Origin of the sequence: Pseudomonas sp. Mn2068, assembly GCF_049319725.1 — a bacterium.
GTDB classification, from domain to species: Bacteria; Pseudomonadota; Gammaproteobacteria; order Pseudomonadales; family Pseudomonadaceae; genus Aquipseudomonas; species Aquipseudomonas gingeri.
Genome location: NZ_JBMOUG010000014.1, coordinates 76,777 through 94,676, shown reverse-complemented (window position 1 = coordinate 94,676; position 17,900 = coordinate 76,777). Strand labels below are relative to the sequence as shown.

General features: G+C 62.6%; 18 protein-coding genes. 2 read left to right on the top strand and 16 right to left on the bottom strand.

What is annotated here, in order from left to right; genetic code table 11:
• Nucleotides 1–281: 281 nt before the first annotated feature.
• From ACL9RJ_RS25795 to ACL9RJ_RS25745, 11 genes are all read right to left on the bottom strand, one after another.
• Nucleotides 282–620 carry a ribonuclease E inhibitor RraB gene (locus ACL9RJ_RS25795; protein WP_017123926.1) on the bottom strand — a complete coding sequence of 113 codons (339 nt, stop codon included), beginning with the start codon at nucleotides 618–620 and terminating at the stop codon, nucleotides 282–284.
• A gap of 214 nt (nucleotides 621–834) precedes the next feature.
• Nucleotides 835–1,071 (bottom strand): hypothetical protein, encoded by a 237-nt coding sequence (locus ACL9RJ_RS25790; RefSeq protein WP_017123925.1) that lies wholly within the window; start codon nucleotides 1,069–1,071, stop codon nucleotides 835–837.
• A 254-nt stretch (nucleotides 1,072–1,325) separates the two neighbouring features.
• Nucleotides 1,326–1,934 (bottom strand): START domain-containing protein, encoded by a 609-nt coding sequence (locus ACL9RJ_RS25785; RefSeq protein ID WP_017123904.1) that lies wholly within the window; start codon nucleotides 1,932–1,934, stop codon nucleotides 1,326–1,328.
• Nucleotides 1,935–1,977: 43 nt separating this feature from the next.
• Nucleotides 1,978–2,232, bottom strand: coding sequence for a YkgJ family cysteine cluster protein (locus tag ACL9RJ_RS25780; protein WP_017123905.1), 255 nt, complete (start codon nucleotides 2,230–2,232; stop codon nucleotides 1,978–1,980).
• 149 nt (nucleotides 2,233–2,381) lie between these two features.
• A complete protein-coding gene (locus tag ACL9RJ_RS25775) occupies nucleotides 2,382–2,900 on the bottom strand; it encodes a hypothetical protein (protein WP_017123906.1) in 519 nt (172 codons plus the stop codon).
• 138 nt (nucleotides 2,901–3,038) lie between these two features.
• Nucleotides 3,039–4,481 (bottom strand): PLP-dependent aminotransferase family protein, encoded by a 1,443-nt coding sequence (locus ACL9RJ_RS25770; protein WP_017123907.1) that lies wholly within the window; start codon nucleotides 4,479–4,481, stop codon nucleotides 3,039–3,041.
• A 298-nt stretch (nucleotides 4,482–4,779) separates the two neighbouring features.
• The gene (locus ACL9RJ_RS25765) at nucleotides 4,780–5,595 is read right to left on the bottom strand and encodes an OmpA family protein (protein ID WP_212810702.1); all 816 of its coding nucleotides are present in this window, start codon (nucleotides 5,593–5,595) and stop codon (nucleotides 4,780–4,782) included.
• Nucleotides 5,592–5,948 carry a DUF4398 domain-containing protein gene (locus ACL9RJ_RS25760; RefSeq protein ID WP_422765800.1) on the bottom strand — a complete coding sequence of 119 codons (357 nt, stop codon included), beginning with the start codon at nucleotides 5,946–5,948 and terminating at the stop codon, nucleotides 5,592–5,594. The genes ACL9RJ_RS25765 and ACL9RJ_RS25760 overlap by 4 nt, the downstream gene beginning before the upstream one ends.
• A gap of 9 nt (nucleotides 5,949–5,957) precedes the next feature.
• Nucleotides 5,958–6,779, bottom strand: coding sequence for a substrate-binding periplasmic protein (locus ACL9RJ_RS25755; RefSeq protein ID WP_422765799.1), 822 nt, complete (start codon nucleotides 6,777–6,779; stop codon nucleotides 5,958–5,960).
• 130 nt (nucleotides 6,780–6,909) lie between these two features.
• On the bottom strand, nucleotides 6,910–7,839 hold the full coding sequence (locus ACL9RJ_RS25750) for an electron transfer flavoprotein subunit alpha/FixB family protein (RefSeq protein ID WP_017123911.1): 930 nt from the start codon (nucleotides 7,837–7,839) through the stop codon (nucleotides 6,910–6,912).
• Between the two features lie 2 nt (nucleotides 7,840–7,841).
• Entirely contained in the window at nucleotides 7,842–8,591 is a 750-nt protein-coding gene (locus ACL9RJ_RS25745; protein ID WP_017123912.1) for an electron transfer flavoprotein subunit beta/FixA family protein, read from the bottom strand.
• A 541-nt stretch (nucleotides 8,592–9,132) separates the two neighbouring features.
• Between ACL9RJ_RS25745 and ACL9RJ_RS25740 the strand changes: the two genes are divergently transcribed.
• Nucleotides 9,133–10,797, top strand: a complete 1,665-nt coding sequence (locus ACL9RJ_RS25740) for an electron transfer flavoprotein-ubiquinone oxidoreductase (RefSeq protein WP_017123913.1) — start codon at nucleotides 9,133–9,135, stop codon at nucleotides 10,795–10,797.
• A 137-nt stretch (nucleotides 10,798–10,934) separates the two neighbouring features.
• Here the strand turns inward: ACL9RJ_RS25740 and ACL9RJ_RS25735 are convergent, their stop codons facing one another.
• Nucleotides 10,935–11,834 (bottom strand): AraC family transcriptional regulator, encoded by a 900-nt coding sequence (locus ACL9RJ_RS25735; RefSeq protein ID WP_017123914.1) that lies wholly within the window; start codon nucleotides 11,832–11,834, stop codon nucleotides 10,935–10,937.
• 180 nt (nucleotides 11,835–12,014) lie between these two features.
• Here ACL9RJ_RS25735 and ACL9RJ_RS25730 point away from each other — a divergent pair, with 180 nt between their 5' ends.
• Nucleotides 12,015–13,067: an NAD(P)-dependent alcohol dehydrogenase gene (locus tag ACL9RJ_RS25730; protein WP_422765798.1), complete on the top strand. Its 1,053-nt coding sequence runs from the start codon at nucleotides 12,015–12,017 to the stop codon at nucleotides 13,065–13,067.
• Between the two features lie 131 nt (nucleotides 13,068–13,198).
• On the opposite strand, the gene ACL9RJ_RS25725 is transcribed toward ACL9RJ_RS25730, so the two are convergent.
• The 4 genes from ACL9RJ_RS25725 to ACL9RJ_RS25710 all read right to left on the bottom strand — a co-directional run bounded on the left by ACL9RJ_RS25725 (nucleotide 13,199) and on the right by ACL9RJ_RS25710 (nucleotide 17,874).
• Nucleotides 13,199–14,008, bottom strand: coding sequence for an IclR family transcriptional regulator (locus ACL9RJ_RS25725; protein WP_177106748.1), 810 nt, complete (start codon nucleotides 14,006–14,008; stop codon nucleotides 13,199–13,201).
• Between the two features lie 108 nt (nucleotides 14,009–14,116).
• Nucleotides 14,117–15,082 (bottom strand): L-arabinose ABC transporter permease AraH, encoded by a 966-nt coding sequence (araH, locus tag ACL9RJ_RS25720; protein ID WP_042934472.1) that lies wholly within the window; start codon nucleotides 15,080–15,082, stop codon nucleotides 14,117–14,119.
• 125 nt (nucleotides 15,083–15,207) lie between these two features.
• Nucleotides 15,208–16,728 carry an L-arabinose ABC transporter ATP-binding protein AraG gene (gene araG, locus ACL9RJ_RS25715; RefSeq protein WP_177117713.1) on the bottom strand — a complete coding sequence of 507 codons (1,521 nt, stop codon included), beginning with the start codon at nucleotides 16,726–16,728 and terminating at the stop codon, nucleotides 15,208–15,210.
• 144 nt (nucleotides 16,729–16,872) lie between these two features.
• Nucleotides 16,873–17,874 carry a substrate-binding domain-containing protein gene (locus ACL9RJ_RS25710; RefSeq protein ID WP_422765797.1) on the bottom strand — a complete coding sequence of 334 codons (1,002 nt, stop codon included), beginning with the start codon at nucleotides 17,872–17,874 and terminating at the stop codon, nucleotides 16,873–16,875.
• Nucleotides 17,875–17,900 lie beyond the last annotated feature (26 nt).

Below are 17,900 nucleotides of genomic sequence, written 5' to 3'. Positions count from 1 at the left end.
CTTGTCACCCGGTCACAAGAGCCTTCGCAAGGCCCGTGCCATCGGCATAAACGCTTAGATATCAATAAGTTGGATAAACATCCAACCTGCGCCGCACCATAGCTGTGCAGTAAACGCCCCAATGCGATCAGCCGCGCTTCATTGCGAAGCAAGCTTATGGCTATAACCAGCATAGCCCTCGTTCGGCCGCCTGCCCGGGCGGCCTTTTTTTGTGCGCGTTTTTTTACAAACAAAAACGGCCGACCCCGAGGTCAGCCGCTGCCGTGTGGAGATCGATGCGTTCAGTTGAGCGCACGTATCGGATGTTTGACGCCCCAGCCTTCGATCACACCACCCAGGGGTTCGACCACCGCCCCGAAGTCGTGCTCGAAGTCATCGATGCCGCCATAGGTGGCGTACATCACCTTGCTCAGCTCCAGGTACCAGGCACCGTCGTCCCTGGCACTGACCTGGGCATTCAAGGATTCACCACGAAACTTGCCTGCTGCCCTGCGTGCCCGCTCCTCGTCCGGGAAAATGGCATAGAACTCGATGGGATGGATGCGTGCGAAATCAAAACCGCCTTCTTTCATGCGGCGCAGCACCTGGCTGCTGATGTCTTCTTGATAGGCTGTGCTCATGAAACGTCCTCCTCAGCAAGCGTTGGATAGACTTTCCGTACTCCCGAACCAGGCACCGGGCGGTGCTGGCAGTTCGACAGGTATCTGCCGACCGGGAAACAAGCATGTAGCTGACAAGATCAGACCACCTTAGCGAATCATTCGCTGATCTCGATTGCAGAGTAGCGCGATGCCAGCAGCTCTGCCAGAGGGTCCGAGAGGGAAAAATACAGTTTCATGAAGCCGGTGCGATGTGCAGGATCTGGATGCTGTTCTGGTCCTTGAGGCTCTTGACCGTTGGATCGGCCCGGCGTCCCTCCAGGTCGTTGAGGTCCAGCTCGGCCGGAACCGGCAGCAGCTTGGCGCGAATCAGCTGCGCGGCCTCCTCCATGCTGGGTTCGCGCTCACAATCGAAGTGCTCGACGGTCTGAACACCATGATCGTCCACGAAAGTGACTTCCCACATTTTCATCGGTGTCTCCTCGATAAAGCCCAAGCCGGGCTTACAACATCTGGACTGCTCGGCAGCGAGGATCGTTCAGAGATCTTGCGGAGGATGAACCTTGTGGGGAACCTTGTGGGGAACCTTGTGGGGAACCTTGTGGGGAACCTTGTGGGGAACCTTGTGGGAGCGGGCTTGCCCGCGAAGGCGCCCTCAAGGGCGCAAAAGCTTCGCGGGCAAGCCCGCTCCCACATAAGCCCACTCCCACAACCCCCTTCAACGACTCACGGCTTCTCGGCGTGTTCCTTGAGGGCTTGCAGGGTGTTGTACGGCGCATCCACCACGAACTTGTTCGCCAGCCACGAAGGCACGCTGCCGCCTGGCTCGGTGTGCACCTGGTAGGTCACTTCGGTGAGGTTGTCCCCCTTGGGCACCAGCTTCCAGAAGCCCGCGACCTGGGCCACGCGCACATAACCCTTCTCTTCCGGCTTGTAGGTCGGCACGCCTTCCAGCTTGCGAGTCAGGGTGCCATCGGCGGCCTGGGTGGTGGTGATATGCAGGTAGGAGTCGCGATCCGTGACCGGGAACGGCGCCTTGAACTGGGTATAGGTCCAGCTCTCGTCACCTTTCTTGTCCACCAGCTTCTGCGACTTGCACTCGTGGATCCAGGAGCAGGCGCCGGCCACGTCTTCCTGCAAGGCGCGGATCCTGGCCACCGAAGCCTTGATCGTCGTCACGCCCTGATAGGCCTTGTACTTGGAACCGGCCACTTCGCTGAGTGAAACCTTGATCCCGTTTTCGTCCTTGGCCGTTTCCCAGGTTTCCGCGCAGGCAGTACCGGTCAACAGGACAGTCAAGCCACAAACCACAGCCATTCGATGCAGCGAACCCATTGTTTTATTCCTTATTGTCAAAGTTCCGTTCATTGAACACACCTCAAGCCGCCGTCATTTCCTCCCACCAGCCGATCAGGCGAATGGCTTCTTCACGGCTATCGCCACAGACCTCGGGATCGGCCTTGAAACCACCGCATACAGCCGGTCGCTCAGGCTTGCCGAACAACTCGCACAGGTGTTCGACCGAGAGATGCAGGCAACGTTCTCCCGCCGGCTTGCCGTCCGGCATGCCGGGCAACGGCGAGCTGATGGAAGGCGCGATGCAACAGGCGCCACAACCTTCACGGCAGTTCATGACGACACGCTCCTCGCAACGGACCCGGGGTGTGGAAGACAGAGTAACCGCTAAAACGGCTGTTTAAAATTGGTCGCACAATTGTTTTTCAATGACAGGCTATATGACCGGTCAGTCACCGACGAAGTGTCATGACCGAACGAAGGGATCTACTGCTTGAACTCGAAATCCAGGGCCGCGCCTTCCACTTCCCGCCGGCTCTCGTTGCGCAATTGCAGGTCCATCTCATTGCTCAGCAAGCGACCGTTGAGCTGAAACGGCGTCTGGCCCGGAGGCTTCTCACCGAACATCTGCGGCAACAGCGGGCGGCTCTTGGACAGCGGCACCGTACCCACCGGCTGCATCTTGTTGACCAGGTCCTGGGGCAGGCTCAGGTCCAGCTTGGCCGGTGGCAGGCGGGTCTTCACCACCTCGCTGGCCGGCTTGGACCTGGACGCGACAGGCGCCCGCTTTTTCACCGGGGCGGTGTTTTTCGGTGCGGGTTTCTTTTGCGGCGCGGGGGTCTTGCCGGCCTTGCCTGTCGGCTTGGCGGTCGCCGTGGAGGTCTTGGTCGCCGTCGACGCCTTGGCCGAAGACGCTTCCTGGGCCTGAACCATTGCCGAACCGCCAACACTCAGGCTGGTCAGCAAGGCAATCAACAGCAGGCGCACAGGGAAAGTGGCGGTCATGGGCTCTACGGCGTAAACAACAGAGGGTCATATGCTCGCTTGTTGAGCAGTTGAAGACAAGTAAAGAGACGTAAAGAGTTCGGACAACCTCTCCCCGTGCCCGGAAACGGCCACTGGCGGCCGCCCGGACACAGGGGCTCAGAACAGCCCGGCGGCGGTTTCCTGGCAGAGCTGGCTGGCCAGCATGCCGAGGGTCATCAGCGCCCGGTCGGCCTCGCGATTCCACGGGATTCCGCAGTTGAGCCGGATGCAGTGGTTGAACTGCTCGGTATTGCTGAAGATCAGTCCCGGCGCGATGCTGATGCCCTGTTGCAGCGCCCGCACATGCAGCTCCTGGGTATTGACCCTGCCTGGCAGGCTGACCCAGAGAATGAAACCGCCGGTCGGCCGGGTCATCTGCGTACCTTCGGGGAAGTACTGCTGCACCGCCAGCTGGAAGGCGCTCAGGTTCTTGCGGTATTCCTGGCGGATATAGCGCAGATGCCGGTCATAACCGCCGTTTTCCAGGTAGGCCGCCACGCCCATCTGCGTGACGCTGCACGCCGAATGGGTACTGAAGGTCTGCAGGCGCTGGATTTCCTGCTGGAACTTGCCGGCGATCATCCAGCCGATCCGCACCCCGGGCGACAGCGTCTTGGAAAAGCTCGAACAGTAGATCACCCGGTCCAGCCGATCGTAGGCCTTGAGGGCCTTGGTACGCCCGACCTCGAACATCAGCTCGCCGTAGATATCGTCTTCGACGATCTGGATATCGAAGTCCGAGGCCAGGCGCAGCAATTGTTTCTGCCGTTCCTCGGGCATGGTCCCGCCCAGCGGGTTGCTCAGCCGCGTGGTCAGCACCAGGGCCTTGATCGACCACTGGTTGGCCGCCAGTTGCAGGGCCTCCAGGCTCATGCCGGTGGCCGGATCGCTGGGGATCTCGATGACTTTCAGACCCAGCAGGTCGGCCAGTTGCAGCAGACCGTAATAGGTCGGCGATTCGGCGGCGATCAGGTCGCCAGGGCGGGTCAGCACCCGCAGCGACATCTGCAGCGCATCCACGCAGCCGTGGGTGATCACCACTTCCGAGGGATCGACCACCACGCCGGCATCGCGCATGCGAATCGCCACCTGGCGCCGCAACGGCTCGAAGCCGGGGCTGAACATGTAGCTGAAGGCCCGCGGACTATGAAACCGCGTGACCTTGGCCAACTGCTGGTGCAGCGCCCGCACCGGCAGGTAATCCACTGACGGCACCGCGGCGCCAAAGGGGAACACCCCTTCGCGACGGGACTCGACCAGGACCTGCTGGATGATGCTGCTGCGGGTCACCAGCCCCGGGCGCTCGACCCGGGCGATATCCGGCGTCGGCGCGGTCAGCGCGGGGGTCTGGTGAACGTAGTAGCCCGATTGCGGACGTGCACGGATCAGCCCCTGGTCTTCCAGGTTGGCGTAGGCCTGCAACACCGTCGCATGGCTGACATTGAGCTGCGAGCTCATCTTGCGTACCGAAGGCACCCGCTCGCCCGGCTGATAGACACCCCGCCGGATATCTTCGGCCAGCTGCTGCGCAATACGTTGGTAGAGCAATAGATTGGTCATGAAGCAGCACTCGGTTTCAACGGCATTTTTATTCTTGGAAGCAACGATACCGGAACAGTTTCAAAGTGTACTGGCACAGTTTCTACAATAGTCGACAATACAGTGACAAGAGAAGTAAAACTGTACGGGCACAGACAGGCGTCTCAATTGACTCGATCGTCCCCATGCCCGGCGTGGCAGCGCCTCCCTGGACGCTCCGCGCCCGCTCAGGTCTTTCGATTATCGAGGCATGAAAAAACCCGGCACCTTGCGGATACCGGGTTTGTCTCGAGAAGAACCTGGGCCTGCAGGTCAAGCCTCAGCGTGCGGCACCGAGTTGGCCCTTCTCGTCGGAGAAGACGATCTCCACCCGACGGTTCTGCGCCCTGCCCCGCTCGGTGGCGTTGACGTCGATCGGGTACTGGTCGCCGTAACCCTCGACCTGGATGCGCTTCTCATCGATGCCCAGGTCCACCAGCACATCGGCCACCGACTGCGCGCGATCGCGGGACAACTGCAGGTTGAAGTCCTTGTCCCCGGTGTTGTCCGTATAACCTTCGATCCGCACCACGCGCCGGGGGTTGAGCTGGAGGAACTGCACCAGCTTGAGGACCGTGCGATTGGCCGAACTCTGCAGTTCCGCCTCGCCGGTGTCGAACAGCACGTCGCCCAGGGTCATGACCAGCCCGCGATCGGCCTGGATGCTGGTCAGGCTGTTGATCTGCTCTTCCACCCACTTGCCCTGCTGCTGCACGCTGAGCAACTTGGATTCACGCAAGGCCAGTTGCAGGCGCTGGCGCTCCAGTTCCAGCTTGGCGGCACGTTCCTGGTTGAGCACCTGTTCGGTGTGCTCGCGGGCGATCTGCGAATAACGCTCGCTCAGGTAGGCGTAGTGCACCACGTCGGCGTTGCTGCCCCAGTAGCTGGACAGCCGATCTGCGCGGGCCAGCGACTCGCCGGCGCGGATCACGTCCTTGGGCGCGATGCGCAGCACATTGGTGTCTTCCTTGACCTTCTGGAAGCTGGCCGAAGCCTGCTGCAGGGCCGCATCACTGGATTGCTGGCCGGCACAGCCATACAGGCTGGCGCAGGCCGCCAGCAACAGGCCGCCGGCCATTTTGCCCGGAGAGATCATTGGGCGTCCCCCAATTGCTTGCGCAAGCGCGTGATGCGGGTGTTGAGCACCTTCAGTTGCTCCTGGCTTTTCTCGGTCAATACCCGGGCTTCGGCCAGGCGGGCGTCCAGTTCGGCCTGCTCGGCACGCATGCGGGCTTTCTTGAAGGACTGGTCGGCCATGTCGGATTGGGCACGTTCGAACTTGCCCTCGGCCAGTTTCAGCTCGGCGACATCGTCGGCCTTGGCACCGACCGCCCGTGCCTGTTCGAGGGCTCGCTCGGTGAGACGCATTTGTTCATTCGGCGCCGGAACGGCTGCGCAGCCCGCCAGAGCCACAACGGCCAGGGCAGCGAATAGAGGTCGAATACTCAATGGAAATTCCTACTGTTTTGGGGCGCTGACCGGTTGGAGCTGCGCCTTCCAACGCTCCAGATTGCGTTGCAACACGGCCTCGGTCAGGCCGGAAGCGGGCAATTCTGTCATCTTTTTCGCCAACTGTCCGCGCAACCAGGCGTCATTGCAGGCCGAGTTGTGCGAGACCGCCAGGAACAGGCCGGGCTGATCCACCGGTCGCGCCCGCGGGCCGAGGTCCCTGGCCATGCCCAGGCTCTGGGTGGTGACCATACCGGCATAACGCCCGGCCAACACATACTCCACCTCGCCCAGCAGCAGCTTGTGGAACGCCTGGGGCAACGCCGGGGTGTATTGCAGCGTCAGCTGTTCCTTGGCGAACGCCACGAACGGCTGGGTCATCCGGGCCTTTTGCGACACAGCGCCGCGGTGACCGTGCAGGTCGGTGGCGGTGTCATAGATGAGTGTCGAATCGTTACGGGTCCAGACCAGATAGTCGTTCTGCACCAGCGCCGGGTGGATGTAATCCAGCGAATCCAGCTCGTCGAGGGCAATCGGCGCATCCACCAGCAGGTCCATGCGCCCGCTGCGCACTTCTTCCTGGGCCTGGGAGCGCTTGCCGCCATACAGCACCTCGACCTTGAGCCCCAGCTCGCTGCCCACCTGGCGCAACAGGTCGGCACTCGCGCCGATCAGGTGCACCGGATCCTCGGGATCGCGCCACAGGTACGGCGGCGCATCCGGGCTGCCGGTGACGATCAGGCGCTCGCATTTGCCCACGGCAAACGCCGACGCGGGCAGCGCAAACAACCCCAACAGCAGTGATGACGTAACGACGCGAAGCACGTCCATGGCACAGTTCTCCTGTCCGCCCCTCCTGTGGGAGCCGGCAAGCCGGCTCCCACAAGGGAACGTTCGGCAAAAAAATCGCAAAAAAAACCCGGCCAGAAGGCCGGGCTCTTTTATAAGTGAAGTGGCTGGATCAGACCAGCTTCTCCAGCTCGGGTACGGCTTCGAACAGGTCCGCGACCAGGCCGTAATCGGCCACCTGGAAGATCGGTGCCTCTTCGTCCTTGTTGATCGCGACGATCACCTTGGAGTCCTTCATGCCGGCCAGGTGCTGGATCGCGCCGGAGATACCGACGGCGATGTACAGCTGTGGCGCGACGATCTTGCCGGTCTGGCCGACCTGCATGTCGTTCGGCACGAAACCGGCGTCGACGGCAGCGCGGGAAGCGCCGACCGCGGCACCCAGCTTGTCGGCCAGGGCGTACAGGTGCTTGAAGTTGTCACCGTTCTGCATGCCACGGCCGCCGGAAACGACGATCTTGGCGGCGGTCAGCTCGGGACGGTCGGACTTGGCCAGTTCTTCGCCGACGAACGACGATTTGCCTGCATCGTGAGCCGCGGCAACGGCTTCAACCGCGGCCGAACCACCTTCAGCGGCAACCGGATCGAAACCGGTGGCACGCACGGTGATGACCTTGACGGCGGCGTTCGATTGCACGGTGGCAATGGCGTTGCCGGCATAGATCGGACGCTTGAAGGTGTCGGCGCTTTCCACCGAGATGATCTCGGAGATCTGGTCGACGTCCAGCTGCGCGGCAACGCGCGGCAGGATGTTCTTGCCGTTGGAAGTGGCGGCAGCCAGGATGTGGCTGTAGCCCTTGCCCAGCTCAGCAACCAGAGGAGCCACGTTTTCCGGCAGTTGATGCGCGTAGGCGGCATTGTCGGCCAGCAGCACTTTCGACACACCGGCGATTTTCGCGGCGGCTTCGGCCACGGCGCCAGCGCCGGAGCCTGCGACCAGCACGTGAATGTCACCACCGATTTTGGCGGCGGCGGCAACGGTGTTCAGGGTGGCCGGAGCCACGACCTTGTTGTCGTGTTCGGCGATTACCAAGATAGTCATGATCAGATTACCTTCGCTTCGTTTTTCAGTTTCTCGACCAGTTCTGCAACCGACTTGACCTTGATGCCCGCGCTGCGAGCAGCCGGCGCTTCGACTTTCAGGGTCTTGTTGGTGGAGGCGGTGGAAACGCCCAAAGCATCCGGAGTCAGCGTCTCAAGCGGCTTCTTCTTGGCTTTCATGATGTTCGGCAGGGACGCATAGCGCGGCTCGTTCAAACGCAGGTCGGTGGTGACGATGGCCGGCAGGCTCAACGAAACGGTCTGCAGGCCGCCGTCGATTTCGCGGGTCACGGCAACCTTGTCGCCCGACACTTCGACTTTCGACGCGAAGGTGCCTTGGGCGTAGCCGCTCAGGGCCGCCAGCATCTGGCCGGTCTGGTTGTTGTCGCTGTCGATGGCCTGCTTGCCGAGGATCACCAGCTGAGGCTGTTCCTTGTCGACGACAGCCTTGAGCAGCTTGGCCACGGCCAGGGAGGTCAGCTCTTCGGCCGATTCGACCAGGATGGCGCGGTCGGCACCCAGGGCCAGCGCGGTGCGCAGTTGCTCCTGGGCGGTGGACGGGCCGACGGAGACGACGACGATTTCAGTGGCCACGCCTTTTTCTTTCAGGCGTACCGCTTCTTCCACTGCGATTTCGCAGAAGGGGTTCATCGACATCTTGACGTTGGCGAGGTCTACGCCGGAATTGTCCGCCTTGACGCGAACCTTGACGTTGTAATCGACAACGCGTTTGACAGCTACAAGAACCTTCATGGATTCCTCACTCTCCGGTGAAAAGAAAGTCGCCTAGGCGAACCTGGCGGTTGATGCTCATTGGCCCAGGAGGACCTCCAAAAACGCCGACACGCTGAAAAGCGGATCCTTTTTCCCCGATAACTACCGTTCGTCCGACGTGACTATGCAGTCACGGGTCGTCGGGACGTGTAAACTCCGCGCCGAACCGGCGTGGTGCTTCACGTTCGGGTGCCTTCGCCCTGTCTTTGGACGTACTCCTGCGAGCCGCATTTAGCCTACGGCGAACGCAAAACCGCCCGTATCTTGACCGGAACGCCTATTCCGGTCAATACGGCAAAATGGCCAGTCATAAGCCGCGCTACTTTGATTTATCTGGCTTCCAGCGATTTCAAACAAACGTTTGTATTGGACGCTGGTGGTGGTGTAGATATAATGCGCCGCCTAGAGAGAAAGATGTCTCATCCGTGATCCTCTTCCCGACGTGGGGCAGGAATACTGGAGCGCGACACCAAACCTCCACCATTAGAAAAACTGTTGAGCCTTGAGTAGGAGAGAGTCTGTGGAACGCGAATACATGGAATTCGACGTGGTCATCGTCGGTGCCGGCCCCGCAGGCCTGTCCGCCGCTTGCCGGCTGAAACAGAAAGCGGCCGAAGCGGGTCAGGAAATCAGCGTCTGCGTGGTGGAAAAAGGCTCCGAAGTCGGTGCCCATATCCTTTCCGGCGCAGTGTTCGAACCACGGGCCCTGAACGAACTGTTCCCGGACTGGAAAGAACTCGGCGCGCCGCTGAACACCCCCGTCAAGCGTGACGACATCTATGTCCTGCGCAGCGGCGAGACCTCAACCAAGGTCCCCGACTTCTTTGTGCCCAAGACCATGCACAACGAAGGCAACTACATCATCTCCCTGGGCAACCTGTGCCGCTGGCTGGCCCAGCAGGCCGAGAACCTGGGCGTGGAGATCTACCCGGGCTTCGCCGCCCAGGAAGCGCTGTTCGACGAGAACGGCGTGGTCCGCGGGATCATCACCGGCGACCTCGGTGTCGACCGTGAAGGCAACCCGAAGGAAGGCCTGTACACCCCCGGCATGGAACTGCGCGGCAAGTACACGCTGTTCGCCGAAGGCTGCCGCGGGCATATCGGCAAGCAACTGATTTCGCGTTTCAAGCTCGACAGCGACGCCGATGCCCAGCACTACGGCATCGGCCTGAAGGAAATCTGGGAAATCGACCCGGCCAAGCATGAACCGGGCCTGGTGGTGCACACCGCCGGCTGGCCGCTGGACATCATGAGCGCCGAGAACACCGGCGGCTCGTTCCTCTATCACCTGGAAAACAACCAGGTGGTGGTCGGCCTGATCGTCGACCTGTCCTACAGCAACACCTTCCTGTCGCCGTTCGACGAGTTCCAGCGCCTCAAGCATCACCCGGTGCTCAAGCAGTACCTGGAAGGCGGCAAGCGCATCAGCTACGGCGCCCGCGCCATCTGCAAGGGCGGCCTGAACTCGCTGCCGAAGATGATCTTCAACGGCGGCGCGCTGATCGGCTGCGACCTGGGCACCCTGAACTTCGCCAAGATCAAGGGCAGCCACACCGCCATGAAGTCCGGCATGCTCGCCGCCGAAGCCGTGGCCGAGAAGCTGCTGGCTGGCGCCGAGGGTGGCGATCAGCTGACCGGCTACGTCGAGTCGTTCAAGACCAGCTGGCTGTACGAAGAACTGTTCGCCAGCCGCAACTTCGGTCCGGCGATGCACAAGTTCGGGCCGATCATCGGCGCGGGCTTCAACTGGTTCGACCAGAACATCATGGGCGGCAAGCTGCCGTTCACCCTGCACGATACCAAGCCGGACTACGCCTGCCTGAAGCTGGCCAAGGACTCGACGAAAATCGATTATCCGAAGCCGGATGGCAAGCTGAGCTTCGACAAGCTGAGCTCGGTGTTCATCTCGGGTACCAACCATGAAGAAGAGCAGCCGTGCCACCTGAAGCTGAAGGATCCGAGCATCCCGATCAGCAAGAACCTGCCGATGTACGACGAACCGGCACAGCGCTACTGCCCGGCCGGGGTCTATGAAGTGATCACCCGGGAAGACGGCGAGAAGCGTTTCCAGATCAACGCCCAGAACTGTGTGCACTGCAAGACCTGTGACATCAAGGACCCTGCGCAGAACATCACCTGGGTGACTCCGGAAGGCGCTGGCGGACCGACCTACCCGAACATGTAGTTCGCCCGCCCGTCACGAAAAGGCCCCCTCGGGGGCCTTTTTGCATGATCGTTCCCACGCTCCGCGTGGGAATACCTCACTGGACGCTCCGCGTCCGCTCTGCAGGTGACGCCTGCCCACGCAGCGAGTGGGAACGATCACTGGACTGCCAGGCTCCCCTCTTCCACCGGGCTGTGCTCGAAGTAACGCTTGTACTCCCGACTGAACTGCGACGTGCTCTGGTAGCCCACCCGATGCGCCACCTGGGCCACGCCCAGACCATCACTGACCAGCAGCCGCTGGGCCTTGATCAGGCGCAGGCGCTTGAGGTACTGCACCGGCGACAACAGGGTGCTGCGCTTGAAATGCTCGTGGAAGGTCGAGGTGCTCATGTTCGCGTAACCCGCCAGGGTATCGACGTTCAGCGGCTCGGCGAAATGCTCGTGCAGATGGCTGAGGGAGGCGGCCAGCCGGGCAAACTGCCCCTGCTGTTCCACCAGCGCCCGCAGTACATCGGCCTGGGGTCCGCGCAGCGCGGCGAACAGCACCTCGCGCAGGCGCGCCTGTCCCATGACCCGGCACTCCAGCGGATCATGCAGGCAACGCAACAAGCGCTCCACGCTCAGGCGCATCTCGTCGTCCAGTGCCACCGAGGTCATCGACTCCGGCGTCTGCGACGAAGCCCCGCGCTCCGTCGCCAGTCCCATGGCCAGCACCAGCTCGCTCAACATCGCCCGGTCGATACCGATGGACACGCCGAGCAACGGCTCGTCCTGCGTGGCAAAGGTCTCGTACTCGAAAGGCACCGGCAGCGCCTGGATCAGGTAATGCCCCGCCCCATACTCGAGGATGCGCGGCCCCAGGTAGGCGAGCTTGCTGCCCTGGGCGATGATCATCAGGCTCGGCTCGTAGATCTGCGGGCAGCGCGAGACATTGCCGTAGGCCGCCACGATGTTCACCTGGGACAGCGGGGTCGGCAGGAAGCCCGAACGGGGTGCCAGGGGCTGGAGCAATGAAACCAGGGTGGCATTGGCGTCGAGATGACGGGTCAACTGCATGGCAAAAACTTCACGGAAAAAGGGATGCAAACATCATCGCAGGTCCTGGGCGACATGAAAGTGGCCGGCCGCCGATGCCGGAGGATTAGGCATGACACTCGGAGGAATCGTCATGGCCGGCTCGCCGGGCGACGCAGAGAATGGCCCGCCTCAACCGTCACTGCCTTGCGAGGTTTCTCCATGTACACCGCCATCGGTTATGCCGCTCAATCGGCCACCACTCCCCTCGCCCCCATGACCTTCCAGCGTCGCGCGCCACGACCGGACGATGTCGCCATCGAGATTCTCTACTGCGGCGTCTGCCACTCCGATATCCACCAGGCCCGCAACGAATGGGGCATCGCCGTCTACCCGCTGATGCCCGGCCATGAAATCGTCGGCAAGGTCACCGCCGTCGGTGGCGATGTCACCCGCTACAAGGTCGGCGACCTGGTCGGCGTCGGCTGCATGGTCGACTCCTGCCGCCACTGCGAAGCCTGCCATGCCGACCTGGAACAATACTGCCTGGAAGGCATGACCATGACCTACGGCGGCGCCGACCGCGTGGACGGCAGTCTCACCATGGGCGGTTACTCCGACAGCGTGGTGGTCAGCGAACGCTTCGTCCTGCGTATCCCGGAAAAACTCGACCTGGCCAGCGCCGCCCCGCTGCTTTGCGCCGGCATCACCATGTACTCGCCGATCAAGCACTACGGCATCAAGGCCGGTGACAAGGTCGGCGTTCTCGGCATGGGCGGCCTGGGGCACATGGGCATCAAGCTGGCCAAGGCCGTGGGCGCCGAAGTCACCCTGTTCACCCGCTCCGCCAGCAAGGCCGAGGAAGCCCGTCGCCAGGGTGCCGATCATGTGATCGTGTCCACCGACGACAAACAGATGCAGGCCGCCGCCGGGCACTTCGATTTCCTGCTGGACACCATCCCGGTGCAACACGACCTCAACCCCTACCTCGATACCCTGCGCTTTGACGGCGTGCATATCCTGGTGGGCCTGATCGAACCGGTGGACCCGGCACTGAATGCCGGCAAGCTGGTGATGAAGCGCCGCGTGCTGGCCGGCTCGCTGATCGGCGGTATCGCCGAAACCCAGGAAGTGCTGGATTTCTGCGCCGAGCACAACATCACCTGCGACATCGAAATGCTCGATATCCGCGATATCAACGAGGCCTACAGCCGCATGATCGCCGGGGATGTGAAATACCGCTTCGTCATCGATATGGCGACGCTGAAGGTCTGACACCCCTAGGGAGCTGGCCTGCCAGCGAAGAGGCCCGCAAGCCTTGCAGCGCCTGATCGGCCGCTATCGCCGGCACGCCGGCTCCCACAGGGTTCGTGCCACACGCTCAATCCCAGAGGTCACAGGGGTGGTCAGCCGCCCAGTTCCGCTGAAATGCCCGCCGCGGCTTTCTTGATCAGCGGAATCAGCTCGACCATCTTCTCCAGCGGCATGTAAGGCACGGTACTGGCGATACTGATACCGGCGACAATGCGCCGGCCGGCATCGCGGATCGGCGCCGCCACGCAGCGGATCGACGGTTCGTTGTCTTCCAGGTCGAACGCATAACCGCCCGCCGCATACTCCTGCATACGCTGCAGGAACTGCTCCCAGGATGCTTCCCGGTGCTGCGGCCACAGCGCATTTTTCCCCGCCGCCGGCAGGCTCACTTCATACAACCGTTGCCATTCCCGTGCCGTATCGTCGAGCAGCAGTGCCTTGCCGATCCCGGTGCGTGCCAACGGCATGCGATGACCGACCCGCGAACGCATCTCCGGGCCGTTGCGCCCCGGATTCTTGTGCAGGTACAGCACATCGTCGTCCTCGCGGATCGCCAGGTGGATGGTGTCGCCGGTCAGGCTCGACAACTCGTCCAGGTACGGCACGGCCAGGGTCACCAGCGGCAGTTCTTCCCGTGCCTGGAAACCCAGTTCGATCAGCTTCGGTCCCAGCAGGTAGCCGACCTGCGGCACCACCCGCAGATAGCGTTCTTCCACCAGGCAGCTGGCCAGGCGATGGGTGGTGCTGCGCGTGGTGCCGATGCGCCGGGCGATCTCCTTGAGATCACGGGCACCAGCGGCCACCGCCTGCACCACGCCCAGGCCGCGCAGCAGGGTCTGGGTGCCGGTGGGCGTGGCCTCCTTGGCCGTGTTCGTCGGGGAGATCGGAGCGTCTTCCTGCATATCCAGCCTATGAGAGGTGTACCAGAACGGCGGCCATTATGGCCTTTCGCTTGCCGACTGTGGAGCACGACCAGCCGACTTCGGGAACAGGAGACGATGCCCTGCGCGTCAACGCTGTTTCAGCCGGTCGATGATCACCGCCACCAGCAGGATCGAACCGCGAATCACGTACTGGTAGAAGGTGTCGATATTCTTCAGGTTCATCGCGTTCTCGATGATCGCCAGGATCAGCACTCCGGCAATCACATGGCGGATCAGGCCGATCCCGCCACTGAGGGATACCCCGCCCAGCACACAGGCGGAAATCACCGTCAGCTCGAAGCCCTGGCCGATCATCGGTTGGCCGGAGGTCATGCGCGAGGCCAGGATCACCCCCGCCAGCGCGCCGATCAGGCCGTGCACGGCGAAGATGATGATCTTGGTCCGGTCCACCTGCACCCCGGCCAGCAACGCCGCTTCCTGGTTACCGCCAATGGCCATGGTGTTGCGCCCGTAGGTGGTGTAGTTGAGCAGCCAGCCGAAGAACAGGAAGCACAGCACGGTGATCACGATCGGCACCGGCACGCCGAACAGCTGGCCGTTGCCGAAGACAAAGAACCCTTCGTCCATCACGCCGACCGCCTTGCCGCTGGAAAAGATATAGGCCAGGCCGCGGACGATCTGCATGGTCGCCAGGGTGGCGATCAGCGCATTGATACGCAGCTTGGCGATCACGATCCCGTTGATCAGCCCCACGCAAAGGCCCATCGCCAGGGCCGCCGAGACACCGAGAAAGACGCTGTCGGTATCGCGGATGACGATCCCCGCCACCACCCCCGCACAGGCGATCACCGAGCCCACCGACAGGTCGAAGTGACCCGAGGCCAGGCAGAACAGCATGGTGCAGGCGGCGATCCCGGTCGTCGAAATCGCCAGGCCGAGGCCGCGCATGTTCAGCGGGGAAAGAAAGTTGTCGATGAACAGCGTGCAGAACAGGAAGATCCCCAGCGCTGCCAGGAGCATCACCCAATCGTCGAAAAACTTGCGTTGATTCAGACCCAGCCAGAACGCGCCCGGCGTTTTTACCTGTGACATAGCCACCTCGTCAGTCTTCAATTCCACGAACACAGGAATGTCTCTTGGGGCCCGCTGCGCGGGAGTGGTTCATTCCCGGGTTCGCGGGAGTGCCTCTTTATTCCCGCGTTCGCGGGAGTGGTTCTTTATTCCCGCGTCCGCGGGAGTGCCAGTTGCAACAGCCGGGCCTCATCGGCCTCACTGCGCGCCAGTTCGCCGGTGATCGCCCCTTCGCTCATCACCAGCAGCCGGTCGGCGATGCCCATGACTTCCATCAGGTCGCTGGACACCACGATCACCGCGATGCCCCTGGCGGCCAGGTTGTGGATAATCTGGTAGATCTCCGCCTTGGCGCCGATATCGATGCCGCGGGTCGGTTCGTCGAGCAGCAGGACCTTCATCGGCATCGACAGCCAGCGACCGAGAATGGCCTTCTGCTGGTTGCCGCCGGACAGATAGAGAATCGGCTGCGCCGCCGACGGCGTGCGGATATTCAGCGCGGCGATCTGCCGTTGTGCGTTGTCCCGTTCCCAACCGCCCTGGATCAGGCAGCCGAAGCCGGCGTGATGGGCGCGGGCACTGATATTGATGTTCTCCGCGACACTGGCGCGGGGCACGATGCCTTCCTTCTTGCGGTCCTCCGGGCACAGCAACACCCCCGCCGCGATGGCATCGCGAGGCGAGCGCAAGCGTACCTCCCGCCCTTCCAGCAACAATTGCCCGGCCTTGCCGCGGGCGAGCCCGGCCAGCAGTCGCAGCAGTTCCGTGCGCCCGGCGCCGACCAGACCGAACAGGCCGAGCACCTCGCCCTTGGCGACGCTGAAGCTGACCGGTTCCTGCAAGCCAGGCCCCAGCAGCCCTTCGACCCGCAGGGCTTCGCCGAAGTGTTCGCGCGGCCGGTAGTTGTAGATATCCTGGATATCGCGGCCGACCATGCAGCTCACCAGCTGATCGACGCTCAGCTGTGCCATGTCCTCGAAGGTGCGCACAAAGCGCCCGTCCTTGAACACGGTCACCGCGTCGCAGATCCGGAACACCTCCTCCATCCGGTGCGAGACATACAGGATCACCCGCCCCTCGTCCCGCAGGCGCGCGATGATCACCATCAACCGTTCGATCTCCCGCGCCGACAGGCTGCTGGTGGGTTCGTCGAAGGCAATCACCCGGGCGTTGCGCGACATCGCCTTGGCGATTTCCACCAGTTGCCGCTGGCCCAGGGACAGGCTGCCGAGACGGGTATCGGGATCGATCTCGTCGGCCAGGCCCTTGAGCAACTCGCGGGCACGACGGACCATCGCCCGCCGGTTGACCACGCCCCAGCGCGTCGGCATATGCCCCAGCAGCAGGTTTTCGGCCACGCTCATTTCCGGCACCAGTTGCAGTTCCTGGTGAATCACCGCGATACCGCTGGCGATGCTGTCGGCGGCGGACCTGAAGTGCAGGGTCTGTCCGCCGATCTGCAGGTGGCCGCTGTTGGGCGCATAGAAGCCGCCCAGGATCTTCAGCAGGGTCGACTTGCCGGCACCGTTTTCCCCCATCAGCGCATGCACGCTGTGGGGCCGGGCCTCGAAGCTGATCTGCGCCAGGGCGCGGACACCGGGGAATTCCTTGCCGATGCCGTTGAAGCGCAGACTGGCGCCGCTGTTCTGTTCATCCATCATTGTCATTCTCCCGCCCCAATCACCGACACCGATCGTTCCCACATGCCGCAAAGGCATGCAGCCCGTGAGGCTCTGCGTCGCCACAACGGACACGGAGCGTCCTGAGAGGCATTCCCACGCAGAGCGTGGGAACGATCCTCAACCCCCCTTTCATTTCCACAGGCCGATCTTGCTCAGTTCCGCCTGGAAATTGGCCCGGGTGATCAGGGTGACGTTGTCCAGCGCGGTGTACTTGGCCGGCTCCTTGCCGGTGGTGACCCAGGTGTACATCTGGCTGGCGGTTTCATAGCCGGAGGTGTCCGGGCTCAGCAGCATCGAGCCGAAGAAACCGCTGTCGGTCTTTTTCAGTTCGCCGATGGCATCGGTACCGTTGATTCCGACACCGATCACATTGGCCGCCTTGAAGCCGGCGCTTTCGGTGGCGCGCACGCCGCCCAGCACCGCGCTGTCGTTCATCCCGCCGATCATCAGGTTCTTCGCCGCGGCGGGCAGCTTGACCAGCGCCGAGTTGGTGGCGTCCATGCTGCCCGGTACGTCGAGGGTCTTGAGCGGGCTGAAGAGAATATGATCCGCCGGCAGGCCCGCCGCCTTGAGGCCGTCCACCGAACCGTCGGTGCGCTTCTTGCCGGTGTCCAGCTCGTCGAAGGTATTGATCACCGCGTAGGTGCTGCTCCAGTCCCAGCCGCGCCTTTTCGCTTCCTCAGCCATCGCCGCGCCCTGCTTCTGGCCGATCTTGAACGCCGCCAGGCCGACATAGGGCACGTCCTCCATCGGATTGCCCTTGGCGTCGACGAAACGGTCGTCCACCGCCAGCACCTTCAGTCCGTTGAGCTTGGCCTTGGCCATGATCGCCGGGCCCAGCGAAGTGTCCGGCGGGCAGATGACAAAGCCCTTGGCGCCATTGGCGGCCAGGGTGTCGATGGCGGCGAGGGTCTTCTCGCCATCCGGCACGGCGATCTTGATCACCGTGAACCCCTTGTCCTTGCCGGCCTTCTCGGCGAAGGCCCACTCGGTCTGGAACCAGGGCTCCTCGGCCTGCTTGACGAGAAAGCCGATTTTCACTTCTTCGGCCGCTGCCAGATGGGTAAGACCACCGGCGGCGACTACCGCGACCGCACAGGCCAGGGAACGGAGCTTGCGTTGAATAAGCATGGGTAACCCTCTTGTTCTTGTTTGAC